Below are 15,525 nucleotides of genomic sequence, written 5' to 3'. Positions count from 1 at the left end.
CCGGCCTCGGAACAAGCGAGGCCGGCTTTTTTCATGTTGAACGGCTATGGCTTACAGCGTAAATTCACGATACCGGCTCCAATTGCCGTCATCCTCTTGTTTCAATAACACGAAACGATCGATCGTACACTTATAGGACAGCGGCTTGTTCTTCAAGCTGGCGAGCACATCGTGGAGCTCGTCGTCATTCATCGATTGCGCGATCGTCAAATGCGGCGTGTATGCATAAAGTTTGTTCGATTCCGCCAACGCCCCGGTGCACAGCTTCTCGTGTAAACGTACGAGCGGAGCGGGATCGGATAGTGCCATATAGATGACGTTGTTCACAGGATAAAAGGTAGAGAAGCGATTGAATTGCAGCTCGAACGGGTCGAGTGCGTCCGCGGCGCGTTCCAACTCCCGGATGGCGGTCTGTACCTGTTGATCGTTCCAATCTTCCTTCTCCCGTACGGTCAAATGAGGTTCGATCAAAGCAAAATGCGGATCATATCTGCGACGGTAATGGTTCGCAAATTCCTGAATCTCCACAGACGGGAAAACAGCGATACCGTAGTTCATATCCATCTCCTCCTTTCTATATATTATACCGTCCTTTGATCACGGATTCCAACTGGAAAAAGGGCTTGAGCAAATCATACCAATACAAGGACATCCAGGAAAGAACATGCATAGGATAAGTTACCAGGTCACTTCTCAGCATAGGGGCGATACATGATGAAACGACAAGTGCACAGCAACGAGCTAAAAGCAGCCGTATACCGCAAACTAAAGGAACGCGGTGTAGAGATTGAGGAGATTGCCCTGATTGTAAAAGAAATGCAGCAGCCTTATCATCAGGATCTTACGCTTGAAAAATGCATCGAATCGGTTCATGCCGTTCTGAAAAAGCGAGAGCTGCAGCATGCGATTCTCGTCGGCATTGAACTCGATGTGCTTGCCGAAAAAGGCTTGCTGTCGGAACCGATCCAATCGATTATCGAATCGGATGAAGGCTTGTTCGGCTGCGACGAGACATTGGCGCTTGGCTCGGTGTTCGGCTACGGCAGTATCGGCGTAACGACATTCGGACATTTGGATAAACATAAGATTGGCATAATTAAGCGTTTGGATACCAAATCGGGTAAAGGAATTCATACGTTTCTCGACGATTTGGTCGCAAGTATCGCTGCTTCCGCTTCCAGCAGAATCGCGCATCATGAAAGAGATCATCAAGAAGCTCTCGGCCTAGCGTCATTGCCTGTACGAAACAACATCCAATCGAACCATCCGCAGCCATAAGCGGCAGCCGCTTTGTTAGATTATGGAGAGCTTCCTTACACAAATAAGGAGGCTTCTTTTTGGTTATGCTACATTCAGCATAAACTTCCTTTTCATTATTAAAGCGGAGTGAGGATTATGAGATGGATTTACTGGGTTAAATTATATGACAGCAAATTTCAGGCCGGCTGCTTGGCAAAGCGGATGGAAGAAGACTGGTGGATCTACGGGTACGAGTGTCCGTCAGAGGTCGAAGTGTTTCGCTCCAGAAAGGGCCGCTTTGGCGTACGGTACATTGTGTAAAATTACATCTTGACTGGACGGTTTCATTTGGTGTATATTTATTTTTGTCGCTGTAAATGATGTCGCGGGGTGGAGCAGCCCGGTAGCTCGTCGGGCTCATAACCCGAAGGCCGCAGGTTCAAATCCTGCCCCCGCAACCAAAATTTTTACAGGGGCCCTTAGCTCAGTTGGTTAGAGCGGTCGGCTCATAACCGATTGGTCGGGGGTTCGAGTCCCTCAGGGCCCACCACAGCGATCATGCCGGAGTGGCGGAATTGGCAGACGCACAGGACTTAAAATCCTGCGATAGGTGACTATCGTACCGGTTCGAGTCCGGTCTTCGGCACTTCCTATGGTACATAAGAGATTTGCAAATAAAAATCCCCATTGGGGATTTTTTTTAGTTTTAACACCAAATATCGCGATGACCGCAAACATACCGGCAGCAAGCTCCTGCATAGTTTGCAACGCGGCACTGTTTTTCATGTGACTTGCGCTGCAAATTAGTTCGCGTTCGCATGGAAAGTTTTACAGGATTGGGATTATTATTCCCTCGGCTTCATATATTAGGTTACTACCATTGAAGGAGGAGGGGAATGTATGCCTTCCATCATATTAGCTCCGATCAAAATACTCGAAGTCAGCGGCGAAGTCACGTTCGGTGACGTCCTTCAAATTACGCCGAAAAGCACAAGTAAATCAAATTCGGGCGCCAGCGGGGGGAGCACAGGCGATTTTTGCGCCAACTTTTCGTTAATCAGCTTGACGAATACGCTTGATCCGGATCTGAACGACTCCAGCAATCAGGCTAATAACTAGCAAGGCCTACGCTATAGATCGGCATGAAAATATAAAACGCACCTTCCTCTCTCCTATCGAGAACCGGACGGTGCGTTTTATTGCGTTTTACATATACCGGACATCGATTTCATAATATGTCTCATCGGCGGATTGTTTCCGCATATGAAACTGCATGATCCCGTTCTTATAGACGGCCTTACAACTGTCAGGAGCGACGGGACTGGCCAGACGGATCGTCTGGGCGCTTTTCTCCGGAAGACCTTCCAATCGGATCTGGTTGGCGCTGATCAACGCTCTTATTTTGCGTGCCTGCGCCCGGTCGGGAATATGCACTTTCACGATGACATTATTATGCGTCTCGAATAGTTCGGTTTGAAAATGATGTTTCAGCATCGTCGGGTTAAAATTCGGTATCGCCTGCTTAAGGACGTCTCTCACGTACCCTTCCACCCAAGCCATTTGATCGTCTCCGCTCGTGCCGCTGCCGTTCAACATACCAGGGAAAGGCAGCTTGCCACCGAAAAATTGTTCGAAGTTTTTCCAGTTCATATCAAAAAACGAATTGTTGTTGTTTTTCGAATCGGCCATCGTCATTCCCCCTTACGATAGTACGATTATATGAGCCTGATGGCAAAAGCATGATTGCTTCAAAACATACTTTGTACCTTGCCGTCATATAATGAAGCAAATCTATCGATGAATAGGGTGCTTCCGATGCCAGCGGTTGTAGGTGCGATCAAGATTCTCAGTGTCGGCCCCAGCTCGATTGTGCACATCGGCGATTCGATTCAGCTCGCGCCCACCAGTACGACGAAGACGTTTGCGGGGGCCGGGTCGTTCAATACGGGAGATTATGTGCGGACTTACAGCGTCGTTAGCAATACCAACACGTATGATAACGACGTCAACGATGCGAACAATGTATCCGCGGATAAGGTAGGTGTGCTATAGAATCGCTATGATGCAGTGGGTGATCCATCAAAATATCGTCATTCACCAACTCAAAGTTGGGGCTGTGACCAACTCATCAGTGTTGCAGATCGGAACGGCGGGAACGGTCCGATCGTTAACCAATCTGTATAATACCGGCGGCTTTACCGGACCTGCACCGTCGCTTGCGGGGGCGGAAGCGGTGGCAGAAGCGACGGCTGCCGGCCAATCGCCGCTGGCTTATGTACCGCTCCCTGCGCCAACGCGATGAACGGAGGAATGAACGATGCATACATTTTACCCGGAATCGTACTTTCAGAAGTTGAACGATTACCTGGCTTGGCAGACGGAGCGGATCCGGATGTTGGAAACGCGGCTGAATCAATTGGCGCAAGAGGTGGAGACGCTCAAAAGTCAACGAGCCGTACATATCGACAGAATCGAGTACAATTTCGACCAATTAAAGGTAGATACTCTCGAAGGTACGCTCAATGTAGGTTTGTCTCCTGCGGGTCTCGGCGATAAATCGCTGGACGACCTAAGCGTAGGAGGGCAATTGATTCGGACGAATACGGCAAAGTCCGAAGCGTATGCGAGAATTTATGCGGCGGTAGATGAATACTTGAATACGCAGGGCCCTGAAGAGCTGGAGCAGTTTGAGAATCAGTACCAGATCCAGTTAGGCGATTCGTTCCGGAAGCTGATGATTGAAGATTTGCGCAGGCAGATAGGCGAGCGAATCAAGTACTATATGCAGCATCTGATCGATCCGAATCAGATGGAGCTGACGCAGGAACAGGAGCAGGGAATAACGGCACGCGTTAAAGCCGATATTCGGGAAGGAATGGTAGCGTACATTCGAAATAAGAAAGCGAATGGAGATGAGCTGAATGGACTTACAAGTAACCAATAAAGAGCTTGCGGTTGGGAGTATTCGCGTCACCGGTGTCGCGAGCTCTTCGGTGCTCATTGTCGGAGATACGCAGGTCATTAATCTTTCCTCCGTTTTCGATACGCCGCCGGAATCGCTCATTATCGGGCCGCTCGTGCCGCTTGCAGCGGAAAGGTAAGGCGTAACGCATGCGGGTGTCTGTCGTCGATGTGACGAAAGTTAATGCGGTTATCAGTGCTTCCTCCGTCTTTATTGGGGATATGAAGCAGTTTCAGCCAAAAGCCAACATACTTGCGGTACAGCGTGAAATTCCGATCTATAACGGCAATGAAGGGGATCTTTCCCCTTACCTTGTTTTCCGCAGCCCGATTACGATTCCCTCCGAAGAAAACACAGTGCCGGCCGCCATAACCAACGAGAACGGATATATCCGTGTTGGAGCGATTCGCGTCTTATCCGTATCGACCTCTTCCTTATACCAGATCGGCTCGACGGACTACATTCATGCGGAATCGCGGCTGAAACATATCCGCCAGCTGTTGACCGGCACAAGCCCTTTGCAGTAAACCATCGACCTTTTGTCGCATATTTCGTGCGATGAAAGGTCTTTGTTGCTTTCTAAATGGTATCGTTGTATTGCGAAAATTGGATAAATATAAGAAGATGAGTAATGGAATATGCAATGAATGGGCAGTAACAAAAGAGGAGGAACGGCATTTATGGCACGTAGAAAGATCGAGCATGTAGGCATTATAGTAAAAGATATTGACGCATCCGTACGTTTCTATGAAGAAATCGTGGGACTGAAGCTAAAGGGACAGCTTGATCATACGAACGGGGTGATCAAACTCGCTTTTCTCGGGTTCGATCAATCGGGGGAAACGGAGCTGGAACTGATTCAGGGGTATAGCGGTACGCTTGCGCAAGAAGGCAAAGTTCACCATGTTGCGTTCACGGTCGATGATATTGAGGAAGAATGGGAGCGCATCCGGAAGCTTGACGTTCGGCTGATCGATTCGGAGATTACCACTTTGCCGAACGGTTCGCGTTATTTCTTTTTTTACGGGCCGGATGAAGAATGGATCGAGTTTTTCGAATCGACACGTTGAGGCGCCGATGACGATACGACCGGAGTCACACGGCACAATCAATTGCTTTCACTGCAAACATTTTTATATTACATGGGATCCAAGCTTTCCCAGAGGATGTAAATCGTATGGCATCAAGACGAGCGCTCTGCCGTCGGCCGCCGTCCTTAGCGCCTCGGGGAATCCATGTATGGCTTTCGTTCCGAAAGACCGGACAACCAAGTAAGGCAGCCCTCACATCCGTTCGCACCAGGCAGAGGGACTGCTTTACGGTTGCTCGCTTTTACTTCGTAAACCACCGGATAATATACATGCCGAGCGATAATGCGACGCTGATGACAATACAGGTGACGACGGGGAAATAAAACCGAACGTTTTCTTTTTCTACAACGATGTCGCCGGGCAGCTTTCCGAGATGCAAGAATTTCCCGCCCACAGACCATACTAGGCCGACAATAATCAGGATGACCCCTCCCCAAATCAACAGCTTTGGCACAGAATCCATCGTAACCCCCCGTTCATAGTCTTACATTTTTCTTAAAGTCTATTTTACACGAAAGCGGTACAAACAAAACGTTCCCTGGGAACCTTTTCAATCGGATGATCGTCTATTGTTCAGGATGCCGCTGCAGTGGAAGGAAGGACATCCCAAGATTAGCGTCAGGGGGGGCGGGACGAAGGATGAGAAATCGGCGCTTATGCGGTTGGACCGCATTGGTTATGCTGTTTACTGGGATTGCGTGTCTTGATATCAGTCCTTCCTATGCTTGCGCTTGTGCTGGGGAGAATCCCGGCGGTTCGTTTGCCGACTGGCTGTTCGTAGGCGTCGGGGCAGTTTTATTTTGCGGCACGCTGATCGTTACGCTGCTGCTCACCATTCGCGTATGGGGACATACACACTGAAGCGGGCATAACGAACCGTGAAGCGTTCTGTTATTACCGGCAATTATTCATGGAAATTGCGATTGCAGCCTTGCAAAGGGCGGAGGGAGGAATGCTAGTTGTTGTTTAAGCCATTGAATCCGATGCTTCCGGTCTGGCGCGAAGAGCCTTTTGACGATGAAGCTTATTTATTCGAGCCCAAATGGGACGGTGCCCGCATGCTGCTGCATAAGCAGGGCGGCAGGATCGAGGCTTACACACGCAGCGGCATGAACGTCACCGGCCTTTTTCCGGAGCTGCAGGAAGCGGCGCAATCGATTCGGGCCCATACGGCCATATTGGATTGCGAAGGCATTTGCTTGCGCGGGGATCGATCGGTGTTTGACGATTTCATGCACCGTCTTCGCCTCGGCCGATCCGATAAAATCAAGCAGGCGCGCACTTCGCACCCGGCAGCCTGGATCGCGTTCGACGTCCTCCTAACCACGGGCGGCGAACATATGCAGGAACCTCTGCTTGAGCGTAAGCGACGACTCGACGAGCTGCTGGAGCCGGGACCGGCGCTGCTTAAAACGGTTTGCCTGGAAAGCAAGGGGAACGCGTTGTTCGAACTGACCGCCAAGCAGTGCATGGAAGGCATCGTGGCCAAACGAAAAACTTCCGCGTACAAATTAAATATGCGTAGCCCTGATTGGTTGAAGATCAAACATACGCAGACGATCGATGCGGCGATAGTCGGATACCGGACAAACCCGTTTCAGCTGCTGATCGGTTTGCAATTCCGGACCGTCAAAAATAAGCTTGTCGGAACGGTACAAGCCGGTCTGGAGGCGGAGCATCGGGAATGGTTTTTCGAGCAAATACAACGGGACGGCATACGGCAAGAAGGGGATACATTTTGGGTGGAACCGCGACTATGCTGCCGCATTCAATACAAAGACCGATCCGATACGCATCAATTACGGTATACCCGGTTCGTATCGTTTTTGCCGGATAAACGGGTGGAGGATTGTGTTTGGTCATATGGATTGCAATGACGCAGAAATGATATGAAAAATTGAAAGGTGCTGCACTATGGCTTCAAAAACAAACGCTTGCCGTATATTGGATCAGTTGAGAATACCCTATGCATTGCATGAATACGAGTGGGATGAAGAACAACTGGATGCAGTAACCGTAGCCGCAAAGGTGGGGCTGCCGCCGGAACAGCTGTTCAAGACACTAGTGCTGCGCGGGGACAAAACGGGCATCCTGATGGCCTGCATTCCGGGCGATAAAGAACTTCATCTTAAGAGCCTTGCGACCGCCAGCGGGAATAAAAAAATCGAGATGGTGCCGGTCAAAGAAATTCAATCGCTCACCGGCTATATTCGCGGGGGCGTGTCACCGCTTGGCTCCAAGAAGAAGTACCCGCTGTTTTTGGATCGGTCGGCGGTACATTTGCATCCGATCAGCATCAGCGCAGGGCGCCGAGGATTGCAAATTTTCATGAAAGGCACGGATCTCGAGGTCGCCGCCGAAGCGAAGCTTGCGGATCTTGCCCAGTAGTCGAAGTTCGTTCCGTGTTCAGCAATCTTAAGAGACGGCTTCATTGCTCGGCACGATCGGGGTGCAAGTGACGCTTGCCTCCTTATCGATATCGGTAACGAGAGTTAATACGTTTTTTTCGTATTTGCGCGGGAGGACCATGAACAGCTCTTGACCGCCGGTGCCATGCATTTGTGTCAGTTGATAGCCGCGACCGAACGTTTCGGTTAATTTCTTCTCAATTGCTGCCGAGCGTGTCGATTGGATTCGGATCATCCGGTACCGAAACCGATTCAATGTGTATTCCGTCGATTTAAACGTAGCGTAGTAGGCGATGGCGGAGTACATAGCCTGGTCCCAACCCAACATAAATCCGGCTAAACTGAAGATGGCAATGTTCAACAGCGTAATAATTTCCGCAATGGTAAGGGCAATGCGCATTTTCGCCAAATATCCGGCCACTTGCTGAATCCCATCCGTCAAGCCGCCGTATCGTATAATTAGGCCGACGCCGCAGCCAAGAATCATACCGCCAAATACCGCGGCGGGGAGCGGATTTTCGATCAGAGGCGGGTAAGGGTGGAGGAGGATCGTCAGCCCGGATAAAAGCATTAACCCCCATGCGGCTTTCACGACGCTGCGGTTCTTTCGTTTCTTGCAGCTGTACAGAATGAACGGAAGATTCAACAAAATCAGAAATATCCCCATTTGCATTTCCGTCATATGTGCAAGCAGCCCGGAAATCCCTTTCATTCCGCCGATGATGATCCGGTTCGGCGTAAGAAACATCTCTAGTCCGAATGCGGAAAGCGACGCGCCCAGCATGGGAAGCCATATCTTTTTCCATTTTGCGCTCTCCGTTCCATAACCGCTCAGATCGCCGGCATGCGGTGTCCGCGATTCGATTCTCTCCATATCCGACCCTCCCAGGCACATGATTTGTTAGAACTGCCTTGCGCAACCCGAAATCATTTCGCCTTATCCTTCTTCCTGCGTTTTCAGCTTCGTTTCTTTTGCGGGCGTTTTAAACTTGAAAATGGCATCAAGCGCTTTGTAAATCGTTTTCGATTCCTTCGTGAGCAGCGGGCCGAGGATCGCCAATATGAGCACGTATAGAGCGGCGAACGGCTGCAGCATGGGCAAAAGCCCTCCCGCTTTGCCGAGATTGGCCATAATGATCGAAAATTCGCCGCGGGATACGATGGTCAGTCCAATATTCGAGGAGGCTTTTGGCGATAATCCCGCACTTCGTCCCGCCAGCATGCCGGCAACAAAATTGCCGATTAACGTAATGACGACTGCGCCAAGCGACAGCCAGACCGCTCCTCCAAGCGACAGCGGATCGATCGTGAGCCCGAAGCTGAAGAAGAACAGCGCCCCGAAAAAATCGCGGAACGGTAAAATGAGATGCTCGATGCGCTTCATATGTTCCGTTTCCGCCAGTACCAGACCGACCAACAACGCTCCGATCGCTTCGGCGACATGAATCGTTTCGGAAAATCCGGCGACCGTGAACAGTGCTCCGAAGATGACGAGCGCGAATAATTCGTTCGAACGTATATTAAGCAGCCGATTGAGCAAAGGTACGGCTTTTCTACCCACTATGATTAAGATCAGCATAAAGCCTAATGCAATTAATGCGGAGAGCACGATCCCCCCCACGGAAGTAGATCCGCTAAGGACAAGACCGGACAATATCGAAATGTAAACGGCTAGAAATACATCTTCAAACATAATGATGCCGAGGATCATCTCGGTTTCCGGGTTTGCCGTGCGTTTCAAATCGACAAGCACCTTCGCTACGATGGCGCTCGAAGATATGGTCGTGATGCCGGCGATCACGAGAATCTCCTTGAAGGGAAGCGAGGCAAAGTAGGCGAATAAAATGCCGAGCGTAAAGTTGATTAAAATATAAATCGTCCCGCCGACCGCGATAGAGCGGCCCGATTTGATCAAGCGGCCGACGGAAAATTCTAGGCCAAGGTAAAATAATAAAAACAATACGCCGAGTCTGCCCATGAACTCGATCAGCGGAGCGCTTTCGATAAAGCGGAAATCGAAATGCCATATTTTCGGCGCATGCGGTCCTACGGCCATCCCCATCAAAATATAGAACGGGATGACGGAGAACCGCAGCTTGGCGGACAACAGTCCTGCTATGGCAATCAAAATAATGGCAAGGCCTACTTCAAGTACGATGTGGTCCATAAAGCTCAATCACCACCGTTCAGCAGAATCTCTTTAAGCATTTTCAAATGTCTTCGTTCACCGGCTACGACAAGCGTCGATTCGGCGATGACTTTGGAGTCCGGTCCCGGAGCGATATGCTTGGAACCGTCTTTCCCGACCATGGCGATCACGGTCGCTCCCGTTTTTTGGCGGACGTCGAGTTCCCCGATGGTTTTGCCGATGGATTTGGCATTCGGCTCCACTTTGTACCATTCGATAATCAGATCGTCGAGCGCGACTTCGATCGTTTCGAGCGCTTTCGGTTTATAGGTCATGCCGCCGATCATAGCAGCCACCTGTCTTGCTTCGTCATCGTCCAGCGAGACCATGGAAATGCTGTCGTCCGGATCATCGTTATCGAAATGATACATTTCTCTGCGTCCATCGTCGTGAATAATAATGACGAGCTTATCTCCACCGCGAGATTGAATGACGTATTTTTTGCCAATACCGGGCAAATCGGATTCACGAATATTCATTTTTTTGATATACCTCCACTGTTCTTACTTTCTGCGCCAACTCGTACCATTCAGATTGTTCCTGACCGCCATGCGGCCAATTCTCAGTATGTTAACGGAATAATGAACGAGGATGTGCGCAGGGAAAAATAAGGATGTAGTCTTGTTTTTATCATCCATCGAATGCCAGTACAATATTCGGACAACAGCAAATAAACTCTATACGATCGTTTTTTTTTAAAACGAAAAGTGAGCCTGAGCGTACACACATTTTTTGATCATGTGGCGAAATTGGTTTCATCAAATGAAGACAGCACAAATAATCCGTTCGGATATGCTTAAAAAATAGCAGTCCTGCAGAAAATGATCGGAACGAGAATTTGTTGCTATGGAAGGGGCACTACACGAAATGAGAAGTAAATTTAATAGGGGATAATAACAGGTTGGTCAGACGGCGAGCGATCTGAGGCCGGAATGAAACGTGGGATTCGCGCAATACGCGGCAAAATGCATTCATCAAAAAAAGGACGAGTAGCGATAACGCGGAGAAGAGCGCTGCAAGCAAACCGCTTTTGTGTGCGGAAGCGTGCTTGCGAACCGTTGCTTGCTGCACAAAATAGTCCGTACCTTGAGATACGGAGCGAGTCGTTTCGCCCGTATTGGCTTCTACGGTAGGGGTCGGGGTAGCGAAAACCATAAAGAACATGATCAAAATTAACGAAATCATGCGATTGAAGGAGATATCCCGAGTAAACATTCTAAATACACCCCCTTTTCAGCCAATTATAATAAAATTATACAATAAATCGTTATTTTTATCAAATAGGGGGACAGTCAGACTGATTTTCTTTGTTACATGCAAGAGAGTTTGTATCAAAATAGTCATAAAATAATTCAAATAAATTATAGTTATATGCATAACTACGCAATTTGAATGACGTTATCTTTTTGGTTGAAAATGCTTAATATGTGCGTTTAATAAAATCAACAAATGCTTCCAGAGGTTTTATGTTTGGCGGGCTTATTTTCTGCGGCAAATGCTCAATATCAAACCATTTGAGTTCTAACGTTTCGTCGGTTTCTGATACTAACTTCCCAGAAAAATCATTACACACATAAATGATTCCGATGATGTATACTTCATCGCCGTTGGGGTATGTGTACATCCTATCATCGCCTGAGAAAATCCCTAAAAGCTCAAGTTTATTGGCAATTAAGCCTGTTTCCTCAAATAGCTCACGTTTTGCGGCGTCTTCGACTCTTTCACTCATTTCCACAATACCGCCATGCAATGCCCAACACAAATTATCTTTTCGCTTCTGCAAAAGCACTTTTCGATCTTTATAAACGAAAACACCTGCACCCACAGCAATTAACCTGTCATGACCAATTTTTTTTCGTATGTTTTGTATGTATCCCATCGCAAATCCACCTTTCGACATGCGCATAATATAAATTCACTACATTTATCTTTATCCGGGATAATAGCACAGAAAAGATTTCTTTTCTATATATGAATTTCGAAGAAAAATATAAAATCTGTTGAATTATAGCTAATAAATGTAAAAGTCAGCAGCGGCTTTCATAGTATCTCTTGAACGATTCATAAGAGGCAATTGACCCGGATGCTATTGCGAGGAGATCCTAATTGTTTTATAACGGTTAGAATATGCTGCGGTCGCATCTAAGTGAAGTAAGCAATTTCATGGTCAGATTCAGTTGCTTTAGACACCCAAGAAAAGCAAAAAAGCCTTGATTTCTCAAGGCTTTTGCGTTATGACCTGTAGTGGGCTCGAACCACTGACCCCCACCCTGTCAAGATGGTGCTCTCCCAGCTGAGCTAACAAGTCATGTTATAAAGTGTTTATCGGGAACGTTTTTTATAATACCAAGGATGCATAGGATTGTCAAGCAATTGTCTGAAGTTTTTTTAAAAGAATAGATTGTAAATTTTAGGCCCTTCGTAGATGATGAACTAGCAGAGGCTGACGGTCGAGCGTTGTGCTATAATGTTGTGCAGAAGACATGCTTGGAAAGAGGGGACTTTCATGAAGGAATTTGAACGGCTGATGCAGCCGCTGAACGTCGAGATAGAGCCCAAGGGGGAGAGCTTGGCGCTCGACTGGGGAGAACATGAATACGGCACTCACCGATATCATGTACGCCAACTGGTGGAAGAGTCCGTGCAACGTCTCGCTCGAATGGAGAAAGCGGCGGTCCTGGGCGCAGGAAATCACGGGGAAGTGGATTTGCCGGGGCTTGCGCTGCATTTTCAGCAGGTAACCGTGATGGATAGCGAGGACAATATGCTGCAGGAGTGGCTTGAATCGACAGGCGGCATGGGCCACCAACGGGTAAAGTCGTTGACAGGGGTCGACTATACGGGTTTAGATCAAATCTCGTTCTACGAGACGTACGAAGAGTTGCTTCAGTCCGGGGCAGCCGCTTCGGAGCTTGCAGGATACTTGAGAGACTGCGCCTTTCAAGTTCGTTTGCATGAAACGATGCCGCACTTGAAGAAGACCTTCTCGCTGGTCATTTCATCGGGAGTGCATACGCAGCTGTTTTATTTGTATGCATTGACCCAGTTTTACAGCCATATGGGTCGTTATAGTGAACCTGAGGTGCGGCAGATCGTAGAAGCCCTCGTTTATTTGCGCAACAGTCTGGTGACGGACTACAATCAACTGCTGCTCTCGCTTGTGAAGCCGGACGGCAGAGTTGCGGCGTGGACGGAAATGATCGTACTGGATGAGGAGAAGCGCTGGATCGCGGACGAGCTGTATCAGATGAGGACGGAAGGGGAGCGGAGGCGTTTTTTGTTCGAAGCGTTCGGTAAGTACGGTTTGGAAGCAGCGGTGCTCGGTCTGAAAGACTTATACGATAAGCTCAGACCGGAGCAGCAGCTGTTTCATTGCTGGGTGTGGCATACGGAGAGCGGTAAAGCTTGCATCGCTGCAGGGATATCAGGGCTTCCGCGCCCGTAAAGGCATAAATGCCGCAAGATCCTCGTCGGAGCAAAAAATGCATTCTGCCGGAGTTTTCGACTTGCGGAGCTTGATCGCCACGCTGTTGAGCATGCTGGTCAGCGCGGCCGTTTCCGATTCCTGAAGAGAAAATTCCGAGCTATATTCGTTATGCCCTTCTTCCGGCAGGATGGAACGGACGATCGTACCGAGCGGGTTGTATTGTTTCCCGAGTACGGTAAACTTCATCTCCACAAGCAAACGATGCGCGTCGGGCAGCGGGGTCTCGGTAAAGAAGCGAGCGCCCCCGGCGCCGATATCGACCACTGCGGCTTTGAAGTTTTTGATATCCGGCTCGAAATCGCGGTCTTGAAGGCCGATCAGCTTGATTTCGGCAAGAAGCGGACGTTCAAAATGTACGCGGAAAAACTTGCGTTTATTTTCGGTGACCATGGCATGACAATCCTTTGCTTGAATGTGAAGAAATATGATCAAGCTTACTATAACGCAATAGGATTATGTAGGCAACCCTGATGTGCGCTTGTACACGCGCTCAGAAGAGCGCCAGATGAATTTTTTCGTTATCCGCAGTCGTATGAAGTATGGCTTGGTTTCCGACGACTTCGATCCGCGCGATGGAGTGAACGGAAGAGGAGTGAACTTTTGAGCTTTCCAATACGGTAATGAGCCGAGGGATCGCTTTCTGATCGCTTGAAATGAAGGTTACGGGAATTTTTTTGTCATGAAAATACAGTTCCGTCGTCATTTTCGCAAAGCCTCCTCATAGCATAATTAGACTCTAGTAATATTATACAAGATTCGGACAAACATCGGTTGAATAGTTTCCGGCACAGGCAGACAAAAAACGGGACGATTCGCCTGAAGATCGGCCAACAAAACCATAAACAAGTCGATTTGCGCATCATTTCATTGGGAGGCGATATAACGAGCATGAAAAGATTGTACAGTCAAATGTCCCGTACCGAGCTTGAGGAAGAAATGAAACAGCTTCGCGAGGAAATGGGGCGAGCGGAGTTTCCAAGCCAAAAGGCGATACTGGAGCGCAAATACTACACGGCGATGGCGTATACATTGAACCCTGACGATTTCCCGCCCGGGCTTTATAAAGTGGAGCATGTGCAGCTTCCGTTCGAGGTGCGGTACCTTAACGGAATCATGGCATGGGGTACGGTCGGCAACGACACGGAAGCCAGTTATCTCATTTCGATGCTGACCCGCCTCTGAGTTAGACACACATCGTTGCGCGGAAGCAGCAATCAGGTGGAACCGAGATCAATTTCAGACACAAAAAAGGCAATTGCAAACATTTTCAAAATACCTGCATTTCCTTAGTATGAGGGTAGCGGCAGAAGCTGCATTCAATACTTTGAGGGAGGCGGAAAGTTTGTCGCAAATCCAAGCGCATGAGCCGCGGACGGCGCCACTATCCGAGGAACAAATACGGCAGTATCAAGAATACGGTTATTTAGTTTTACCGCAGGGTTGCAGTGCAGATTTGATTCATGCTTACAACGCGCATATTCATAGCATCCGGTCGGCCGATCCGATTCCGGAATGGGCCTTTCCCCGCAAAAGGGGCCAGGAATTCGTCAGCGAAGAGGAGCGGTTCTCGGTTCGGTTGTTCAATCCGCACAAACATGACGGGTTTTCGGTACAGATGTTGAAGCTGCCGGTTGTCAGAGGTGCGCTCGCGCAGCTGATGGGGGATGAGGCTGTCGGCATTCAGAGCATGTACTTCTACAAAGAGCCGGGATCTCCAGGGCAAGCGGCGCATCAGGACTACTATTATATTCGCAACGAGCCGGACACCATGATCGCCGCGTGGATCGCCATGGAACGGGTCGACGAAGAGAACGGCTGCCTCTGGGTCATTCCAGGGTCGCACAAGCTCGGATTGCTGCCTCACGGCGCTGTGAAAAATGTGCAGGAGCATGAGCCATGGACGAAAGAGACGGAAAACATCGATCTAAGCAAAGAGCTTCCGGTACGGTTGAATAAAGGCGACATCTTGTTTTTTCACAGCCTGTTGATCCATTCCTCCACTCGCAATCGTTCGCTGGATCGGTGGCGGCGCAGCTACGTGTGCCATTATATTCGGCATGACTCGGTGATTGAGCGTGAAGATTTGAAGGTGAAATACCGTCTGGATTAAATCCGGCATCGCAAGGCTCGAACAGCTGCGGAAAGGGGGA

General features: G+C 49.0%; 25 protein-coding genes and 4 tRNA genes. 18 read left to right on the top strand and 11 right to left on the bottom strand.

Going from position 1 to position 15,525, the window contains the following annotated elements; genetic code table 11:
• Nucleotides 1-51: 51 nt before the first annotated feature.
• Complete coding sequence (locus tag ACFQI7_RS05385) at nucleotides 52-558, bottom strand: 2'-5' RNA ligase family protein (RefSeq protein ID WP_218097124.1); 507 nt, start codon at nucleotides 556-558, stop codon at nucleotides 52-54.
• Nucleotides 559-714: 156 nt separating this feature from the next.
• On the opposite strand from ACFQI7_RS05385, the gene ACFQI7_RS05380 reads away from it, so the two are divergent.
• The 6 genes from ACFQI7_RS05380 to ACFQI7_RS05355 all read left to right on the top strand — a co-directional run bounded on the left by ACFQI7_RS05380 (nucleotide 715) and on the right by ACFQI7_RS05355 (nucleotide 2,358).
• On the top strand, nucleotides 715-1,278 hold the full coding sequence (locus tag ACFQI7_RS05380) for a phosphatidylglycerophosphatase A family protein (protein WP_218097506.1): 564 nt from the start codon (nucleotides 715-717) through the stop codon (nucleotides 1,276-1,278).
• A gap of 117 nt (nucleotides 1,279-1,395) precedes the next feature.
• On the top strand, nucleotides 1,396-1,560 hold the full coding sequence (locus ACFQI7_RS05375; RefSeq protein ID WP_218097125.1) for a hypothetical protein: 165 nt from the start codon (nucleotides 1,396-1,398) through the stop codon (nucleotides 1,558-1,560).
• Nucleotides 1,561-1,623: 63 nt separating this feature from the next.
• Nucleotides 1,624-1,700 (top strand) — tRNA-Met (locus tag ACFQI7_RS05370).
• 12 nt (nucleotides 1,701-1,712) lie between these two features.
• Nucleotides 1,713-1,789, top strand: a tRNA-Ile gene (locus ACFQI7_RS05365).
• A 10-nt stretch (nucleotides 1,790-1,799) separates the two neighbouring features.
• Nucleotides 1,800-1,885: transfer RNA gene (locus ACFQI7_RS05360), tRNA-Leu, on the top strand.
• Between the two features lie 254 nt (nucleotides 1,886-2,139).
• Complete coding sequence (locus tag ACFQI7_RS05355; RefSeq protein WP_218097126.1) at nucleotides 2,140-2,358, top strand: spore germination protein; 219 nt, start codon at nucleotides 2,140-2,142, stop codon at nucleotides 2,356-2,358.
• A gap of 87 nt (nucleotides 2,359-2,445) precedes the next feature.
• Here the strand turns inward: ACFQI7_RS05355 and ACFQI7_RS05350 are convergent, their stop codons facing one another.
• Complete coding sequence (locus ACFQI7_RS05350) at nucleotides 2,446-2,928, bottom strand: Hsp20/alpha crystallin family protein (RefSeq protein ID WP_218097127.1); 483 nt, start codon at nucleotides 2,926-2,928, stop codon at nucleotides 2,446-2,448.
• A 126-nt stretch (nucleotides 2,929-3,054) separates the two neighbouring features.
• Between ACFQI7_RS05350 and ACFQI7_RS05345 the strand changes: the two genes are divergently transcribed.
• From ACFQI7_RS05345 to ACFQI7_RS05320, 6 genes are all read left to right on the top strand, one after another.
• Nucleotides 3,055-3,291: a spore germination protein gene (locus ACFQI7_RS05345; RefSeq protein WP_218097128.1), complete on the top strand. Its 237-nt coding sequence runs from the start codon at nucleotides 3,055-3,057 to the stop codon at nucleotides 3,289-3,291.
• Between the two features lie 10 nt (nucleotides 3,292-3,301).
• Nucleotides 3,302-3,541 (top strand): spore germination protein GerPB, encoded by a 240-nt coding sequence (locus ACFQI7_RS05340; RefSeq protein WP_218097507.1) that lies wholly within the window; start codon nucleotides 3,302-3,304, stop codon nucleotides 3,539-3,541.
• 15 nt (nucleotides 3,542-3,556) lie between these two features.
• Nucleotides 3,557-4,183 (top strand): spore germination protein GerPC, encoded by a 627-nt coding sequence (gene gerPC, locus ACFQI7_RS05335; protein WP_218097129.1) that lies wholly within the window; start codon nucleotides 3,557-3,559, stop codon nucleotides 4,181-4,183.
• Nucleotides 4,161-4,340: a spore gernimation protein GerPD gene (locus tag ACFQI7_RS05330; RefSeq protein ID WP_218097130.1), complete on the top strand. Its 180-nt coding sequence runs from the start codon at nucleotides 4,161-4,163 to the stop codon at nucleotides 4,338-4,340. Before gerPC ends, ACFQI7_RS05330 begins: the two co-directional genes overlap by 23 nt.
• Nucleotides 4,341-4,350: 10 nt before the next feature.
• Complete coding sequence (locus tag ACFQI7_RS05325) at nucleotides 4,351-4,728, top strand: spore germination protein GerPE (protein WP_268966804.1); 378 nt, start codon at nucleotides 4,351-4,353, stop codon at nucleotides 4,726-4,728.
• Between the two features lie 153 nt (nucleotides 4,729-4,881).
• Nucleotides 4,882-5,271 (top strand): VOC family protein, encoded by a 390-nt coding sequence (locus ACFQI7_RS05320; RefSeq protein ID WP_218097132.1) that lies wholly within the window; start codon nucleotides 4,882-4,884, stop codon nucleotides 5,269-5,271.
• Between the two features lie 262 nt (nucleotides 5,272-5,533).
• Here the strand turns inward: ACFQI7_RS05320 and ACFQI7_RS05315 are convergent, their stop codons facing one another.
• The gene (locus ACFQI7_RS05315; protein WP_218097133.1) at nucleotides 5,534-5,755 is read right to left on the bottom strand and encodes a DUF2905 domain-containing protein; all 222 of its coding nucleotides are present in this window, start codon (nucleotides 5,753-5,755) and stop codon (nucleotides 5,534-5,536) included.
• A 176-nt stretch (nucleotides 5,756-5,931) separates the two neighbouring features.
• Between ACFQI7_RS05315 and ACFQI7_RS05310 the strand changes: the two genes are divergently transcribed.
• The 3 genes from ACFQI7_RS05310 to ybaK all read left to right on the top strand — a co-directional run bounded on the left by ACFQI7_RS05310 (nucleotide 5,932) and on the right by ybaK (nucleotide 7,680).
• On the top strand, nucleotides 5,932-6,153 hold the full coding sequence (locus tag ACFQI7_RS05310; protein WP_218097134.1) for a hypothetical protein: 222 nt from the start codon (nucleotides 5,932-5,934) through the stop codon (nucleotides 6,151-6,153).
• 98 nt (nucleotides 6,154-6,251) lie between these two features.
• The gene (locus ACFQI7_RS05305; RefSeq protein WP_230414626.1) at nucleotides 6,252-7,169 is read left to right on the top strand and encodes an ATP-dependent DNA ligase; all 918 of its coding nucleotides are present in this window, start codon (nucleotides 6,252-6,254) and stop codon (nucleotides 7,167-7,169) included.
• Nucleotides 7,170-7,206: 37 nt separating this feature from the next.
• Nucleotides 7,207-7,680, top strand: coding sequence for a Cys-tRNA(Pro) deacylase (ybaK, locus tag ACFQI7_RS05300; RefSeq protein WP_218097135.1), 474 nt, complete (start codon nucleotides 7,207-7,209; stop codon nucleotides 7,678-7,680).
• A gap of 27 nt (nucleotides 7,681-7,707) precedes the next feature.
• Here the strand turns inward: ybaK and ACFQI7_RS05295 are convergent, their stop codons facing one another.
• The 6 genes from ACFQI7_RS05295 to ACFQI7_RS05270 all read right to left on the bottom strand — a co-directional run bounded on the left by ACFQI7_RS05295 (nucleotide 7,708) and on the right by ACFQI7_RS05270 (nucleotide 12,196).
• Nucleotides 7,708-8,574: a YitT family protein gene (locus ACFQI7_RS05295; protein WP_218097136.1), complete on the bottom strand. Its 867-nt coding sequence runs from the start codon at nucleotides 8,572-8,574 to the stop codon at nucleotides 7,708-7,710.
• A 63-nt stretch (nucleotides 8,575-8,637) separates the two neighbouring features.
• The gene (locus ACFQI7_RS05290; RefSeq protein ID WP_218097137.1) at nucleotides 8,638-9,867 is read right to left on the bottom strand and encodes a cation:proton antiporter; all 1,230 of its coding nucleotides are present in this window, start codon (nucleotides 9,865-9,867) and stop codon (nucleotides 8,638-8,640) included.
• A gap of 5 nt (nucleotides 9,868-9,872) precedes the next feature.
• Complete coding sequence (locus ACFQI7_RS05285; protein ID WP_218097138.1) at nucleotides 9,873-10,367, bottom strand: cation:proton antiporter regulatory subunit; 495 nt, start codon at nucleotides 10,365-10,367, stop codon at nucleotides 9,873-9,875.
• Between the two features lie 379 nt (nucleotides 10,368-10,746).
• The gene (locus tag ACFQI7_RS05280) at nucleotides 10,747-11,103 is read right to left on the bottom strand and encodes a hypothetical protein (protein ID WP_218097139.1); all 357 of its coding nucleotides are present in this window, start codon (nucleotides 11,101-11,103) and stop codon (nucleotides 10,747-10,749) included.
• Nucleotides 11,104-11,308: 205 nt separating this feature from the next.
• Complete coding sequence (locus tag ACFQI7_RS05275) at nucleotides 11,309-11,767, bottom strand: NUDIX hydrolase (RefSeq protein ID WP_218097140.1); 459 nt, start codon at nucleotides 11,765-11,767, stop codon at nucleotides 11,309-11,311.
• 356 nt (nucleotides 11,768-12,123) lie between these two features.
• A tRNA-Val gene (locus ACFQI7_RS05270) sits at nucleotides 12,124-12,196 on the bottom strand.
• Between the two features lie 198 nt (nucleotides 12,197-12,394).
• On the opposite strand from ACFQI7_RS05270, the gene ACFQI7_RS05265 reads away from it, so the two are divergent.
• On the top strand, nucleotides 12,395-13,333 hold the full coding sequence (locus tag ACFQI7_RS05265; protein ID WP_230414627.1) for a hypothetical protein: 939 nt from the start codon (nucleotides 12,395-12,397) through the stop codon (nucleotides 13,331-13,333).
• Here the strand turns inward: ACFQI7_RS05265 and ACFQI7_RS05260 are convergent.
• Together ACFQI7_RS05260 and ACFQI7_RS05255 are read right to left on the bottom strand one after the other, a co-directional pair.
• Nucleotides 13,313-13,765, bottom strand: a complete 453-nt coding sequence (locus tag ACFQI7_RS05260; protein WP_218097141.1) for a PilZ domain-containing protein — start codon at nucleotides 13,763-13,765, stop codon at nucleotides 13,313-13,315. The two genes, ACFQI7_RS05265 and ACFQI7_RS05260, sit on opposite strands and share 21 nt — an antisense overlap.
• Nucleotides 13,766-13,865: 100 nt before the next feature.
• Nucleotides 13,866-14,078, bottom strand: a complete 213-nt coding sequence (locus ACFQI7_RS05255) for a hypothetical protein (RefSeq protein ID WP_218097142.1) — start codon at nucleotides 14,076-14,078, stop codon at nucleotides 13,866-13,868.
• A gap of 185 nt (nucleotides 14,079-14,263) precedes the next feature.
• Between ACFQI7_RS05255 and ACFQI7_RS05250 the strand changes: the two genes are divergently transcribed.
• Nucleotides 14,264-14,557, top strand: coding sequence for a DUF1811 family protein (locus tag ACFQI7_RS05250; protein ID WP_218097143.1), 294 nt, complete (start codon nucleotides 14,264-14,266; stop codon nucleotides 14,555-14,557).
• A 160-nt stretch (nucleotides 14,558-14,717) separates the two neighbouring features.
• Nucleotides 14,718-15,485: a phytanoyl-CoA dioxygenase family protein gene (locus tag ACFQI7_RS05245; protein ID WP_230414628.1), complete on the top strand. Its 768-nt coding sequence runs from the start codon at nucleotides 14,718-14,720 to the stop codon at nucleotides 15,483-15,485.
• Nucleotides 15,486-15,525: the final 40 nt, after the last annotated feature.

This window comes from Paenibacillus allorhizosphaerae (genome assembly GCF_042659105.1).
Lineage (GTDB): Bacteria > Bacillota > Bacilli > Paenibacillales > NBRC-103111 > Paenibacillus_G > Paenibacillus_G allorhizosphaerae.
This window is presented reverse-complemented; position numbering and strand designations above follow the sequence as displayed.

Bases quoted from the DNA above. Each gene is read 5' to 3' on its own strand.
- ACFQI7_RS05385 (WP_218097124.1), bottom strand. From the start codon at position 558: ATGAACTACGGTATCGCTGTTTTCCCGTCTGTGGAGATTCAGGAATTT.
- ACFQI7_RS05380 (WP_218097506.1), top strand. From the start codon at position 715: ATGAAACGACAAGTGCACAGCAACGAGCTAAAAGCAGCCGTATACCGC.
- ACFQI7_RS05375 (WP_218097125.1), top strand. From the start codon at position 1,396: ATGAGATGGATTTACTGGGTTAAATTATATGACAGCAAATTTCAGGCC.
- ACFQI7_RS05355 (WP_218097126.1), top strand. From the start codon at position 2,140: ATGCCTTCCATCATATTAGCTCCGATCAAAATACTCGAAGTCAGCGGC.
- ACFQI7_RS05350 (WP_218097127.1), bottom strand. From the start codon at position 2,928: ATGGCCGATTCGAAAAACAACAACAATTCGTTTTTTGATATGAACTGG.
- ACFQI7_RS05345 (WP_218097128.1), top strand. From the start codon at position 3,055: ATGCCAGCGGTTGTAGGTGCGATCAAGATTCTCAGTGTCGGCCCCAGC.
- ACFQI7_RS05340 (WP_218097507.1), top strand. From the start codon at position 3,302: ATGCAGTGGGTGATCCATCAAAATATCGTCATTCACCAACTCAAAGTT.
- gerPC (WP_218097129.1), top strand. From the start codon at position 3,557: ATGCATACATTTTACCCGGAATCGTACTTTCAGAAGTTGAACGATTAC.
- ACFQI7_RS05330 (WP_218097130.1), top strand. From the start codon at position 4,161: ATGGACTTACAAGTAACCAATAAAGAGCTTGCGGTTGGGAGTATTCGC.
- ACFQI7_RS05325 (WP_268966804.1), top strand. From the start codon at position 4,351: ATGCGGGTGTCTGTCGTCGATGTGACGAAAGTTAATGCGGTTATCAGT.
- ACFQI7_RS05320 (WP_218097132.1), top strand. From the start codon at position 4,882: ATGGCACGTAGAAAGATCGAGCATGTAGGCATTATAGTAAAAGATATT.
- ACFQI7_RS05315 (WP_218097133.1), bottom strand. From the start codon at position 5,755: ATGGATTCTGTGCCAAAGCTGTTGATTTGGGGAGGGGTCATCCTGATT.
- ACFQI7_RS05310 (WP_218097134.1), top strand. From the start codon at position 5,932: ATGAGAAATCGGCGCTTATGCGGTTGGACCGCATTGGTTATGCTGTTT.
- ybaK (WP_218097135.1), top strand. From the start codon at position 7,207: ATGGCTTCAAAAACAAACGCTTGCCGTATATTGGATCAGTTGAGAATA.
- ACFQI7_RS05295 (WP_218097136.1), bottom strand. From the start codon at position 8,574: ATGGAGAGAATCGAATCGCGGACACCGCATGCCGGCGATCTGAGCGGT.
- ACFQI7_RS05290 (WP_218097137.1), bottom strand. From the start codon at position 9,867: ATGGACCACATCGTACTTGAAGTAGGCCTTGCCATTATTTTGATTGCC.
- ACFQI7_RS05285 (WP_218097138.1), bottom strand. From the start codon at position 10,367: ATGAATATTCGTGAATCCGATTTGCCCGGTATTGGCAAAAAATACGTC.
- ACFQI7_RS05280 (WP_218097139.1), bottom strand. From the start codon at position 11,103: ATGTTTACTCGGGATATCTCCTTCAATCGCATGATTTCGTTAATTTTG.
- ACFQI7_RS05275 (WP_218097140.1), bottom strand. From the start codon at position 11,767: ATGGGATACATACAAAACATACGAAAAAAAATTGGTCATGACAGGTTA.
- ACFQI7_RS05265 (WP_230414627.1), top strand. From the start codon at position 12,395: ATGAAGGAATTTGAACGGCTGATGCAGCCGCTGAACGTCGAGATAGAG.
- ACFQI7_RS05260 (WP_218097141.1), bottom strand. From the start codon at position 13,765: ATGGTCACCGAAAATAAACGCAAGTTTTTCCGCGTACATTTTGAACGT.
- ACFQI7_RS05255 (WP_218097142.1), bottom strand. From the start codon at position 14,078: ATGACGACGGAACTGTATTTTCATGACAAAAAAATTCCCGTAACCTTC.
- ACFQI7_RS05250 (WP_218097143.1), top strand. From the start codon at position 14,264: ATGAAAAGATTGTACAGTCAAATGTCCCGTACCGAGCTTGAGGAAGAA.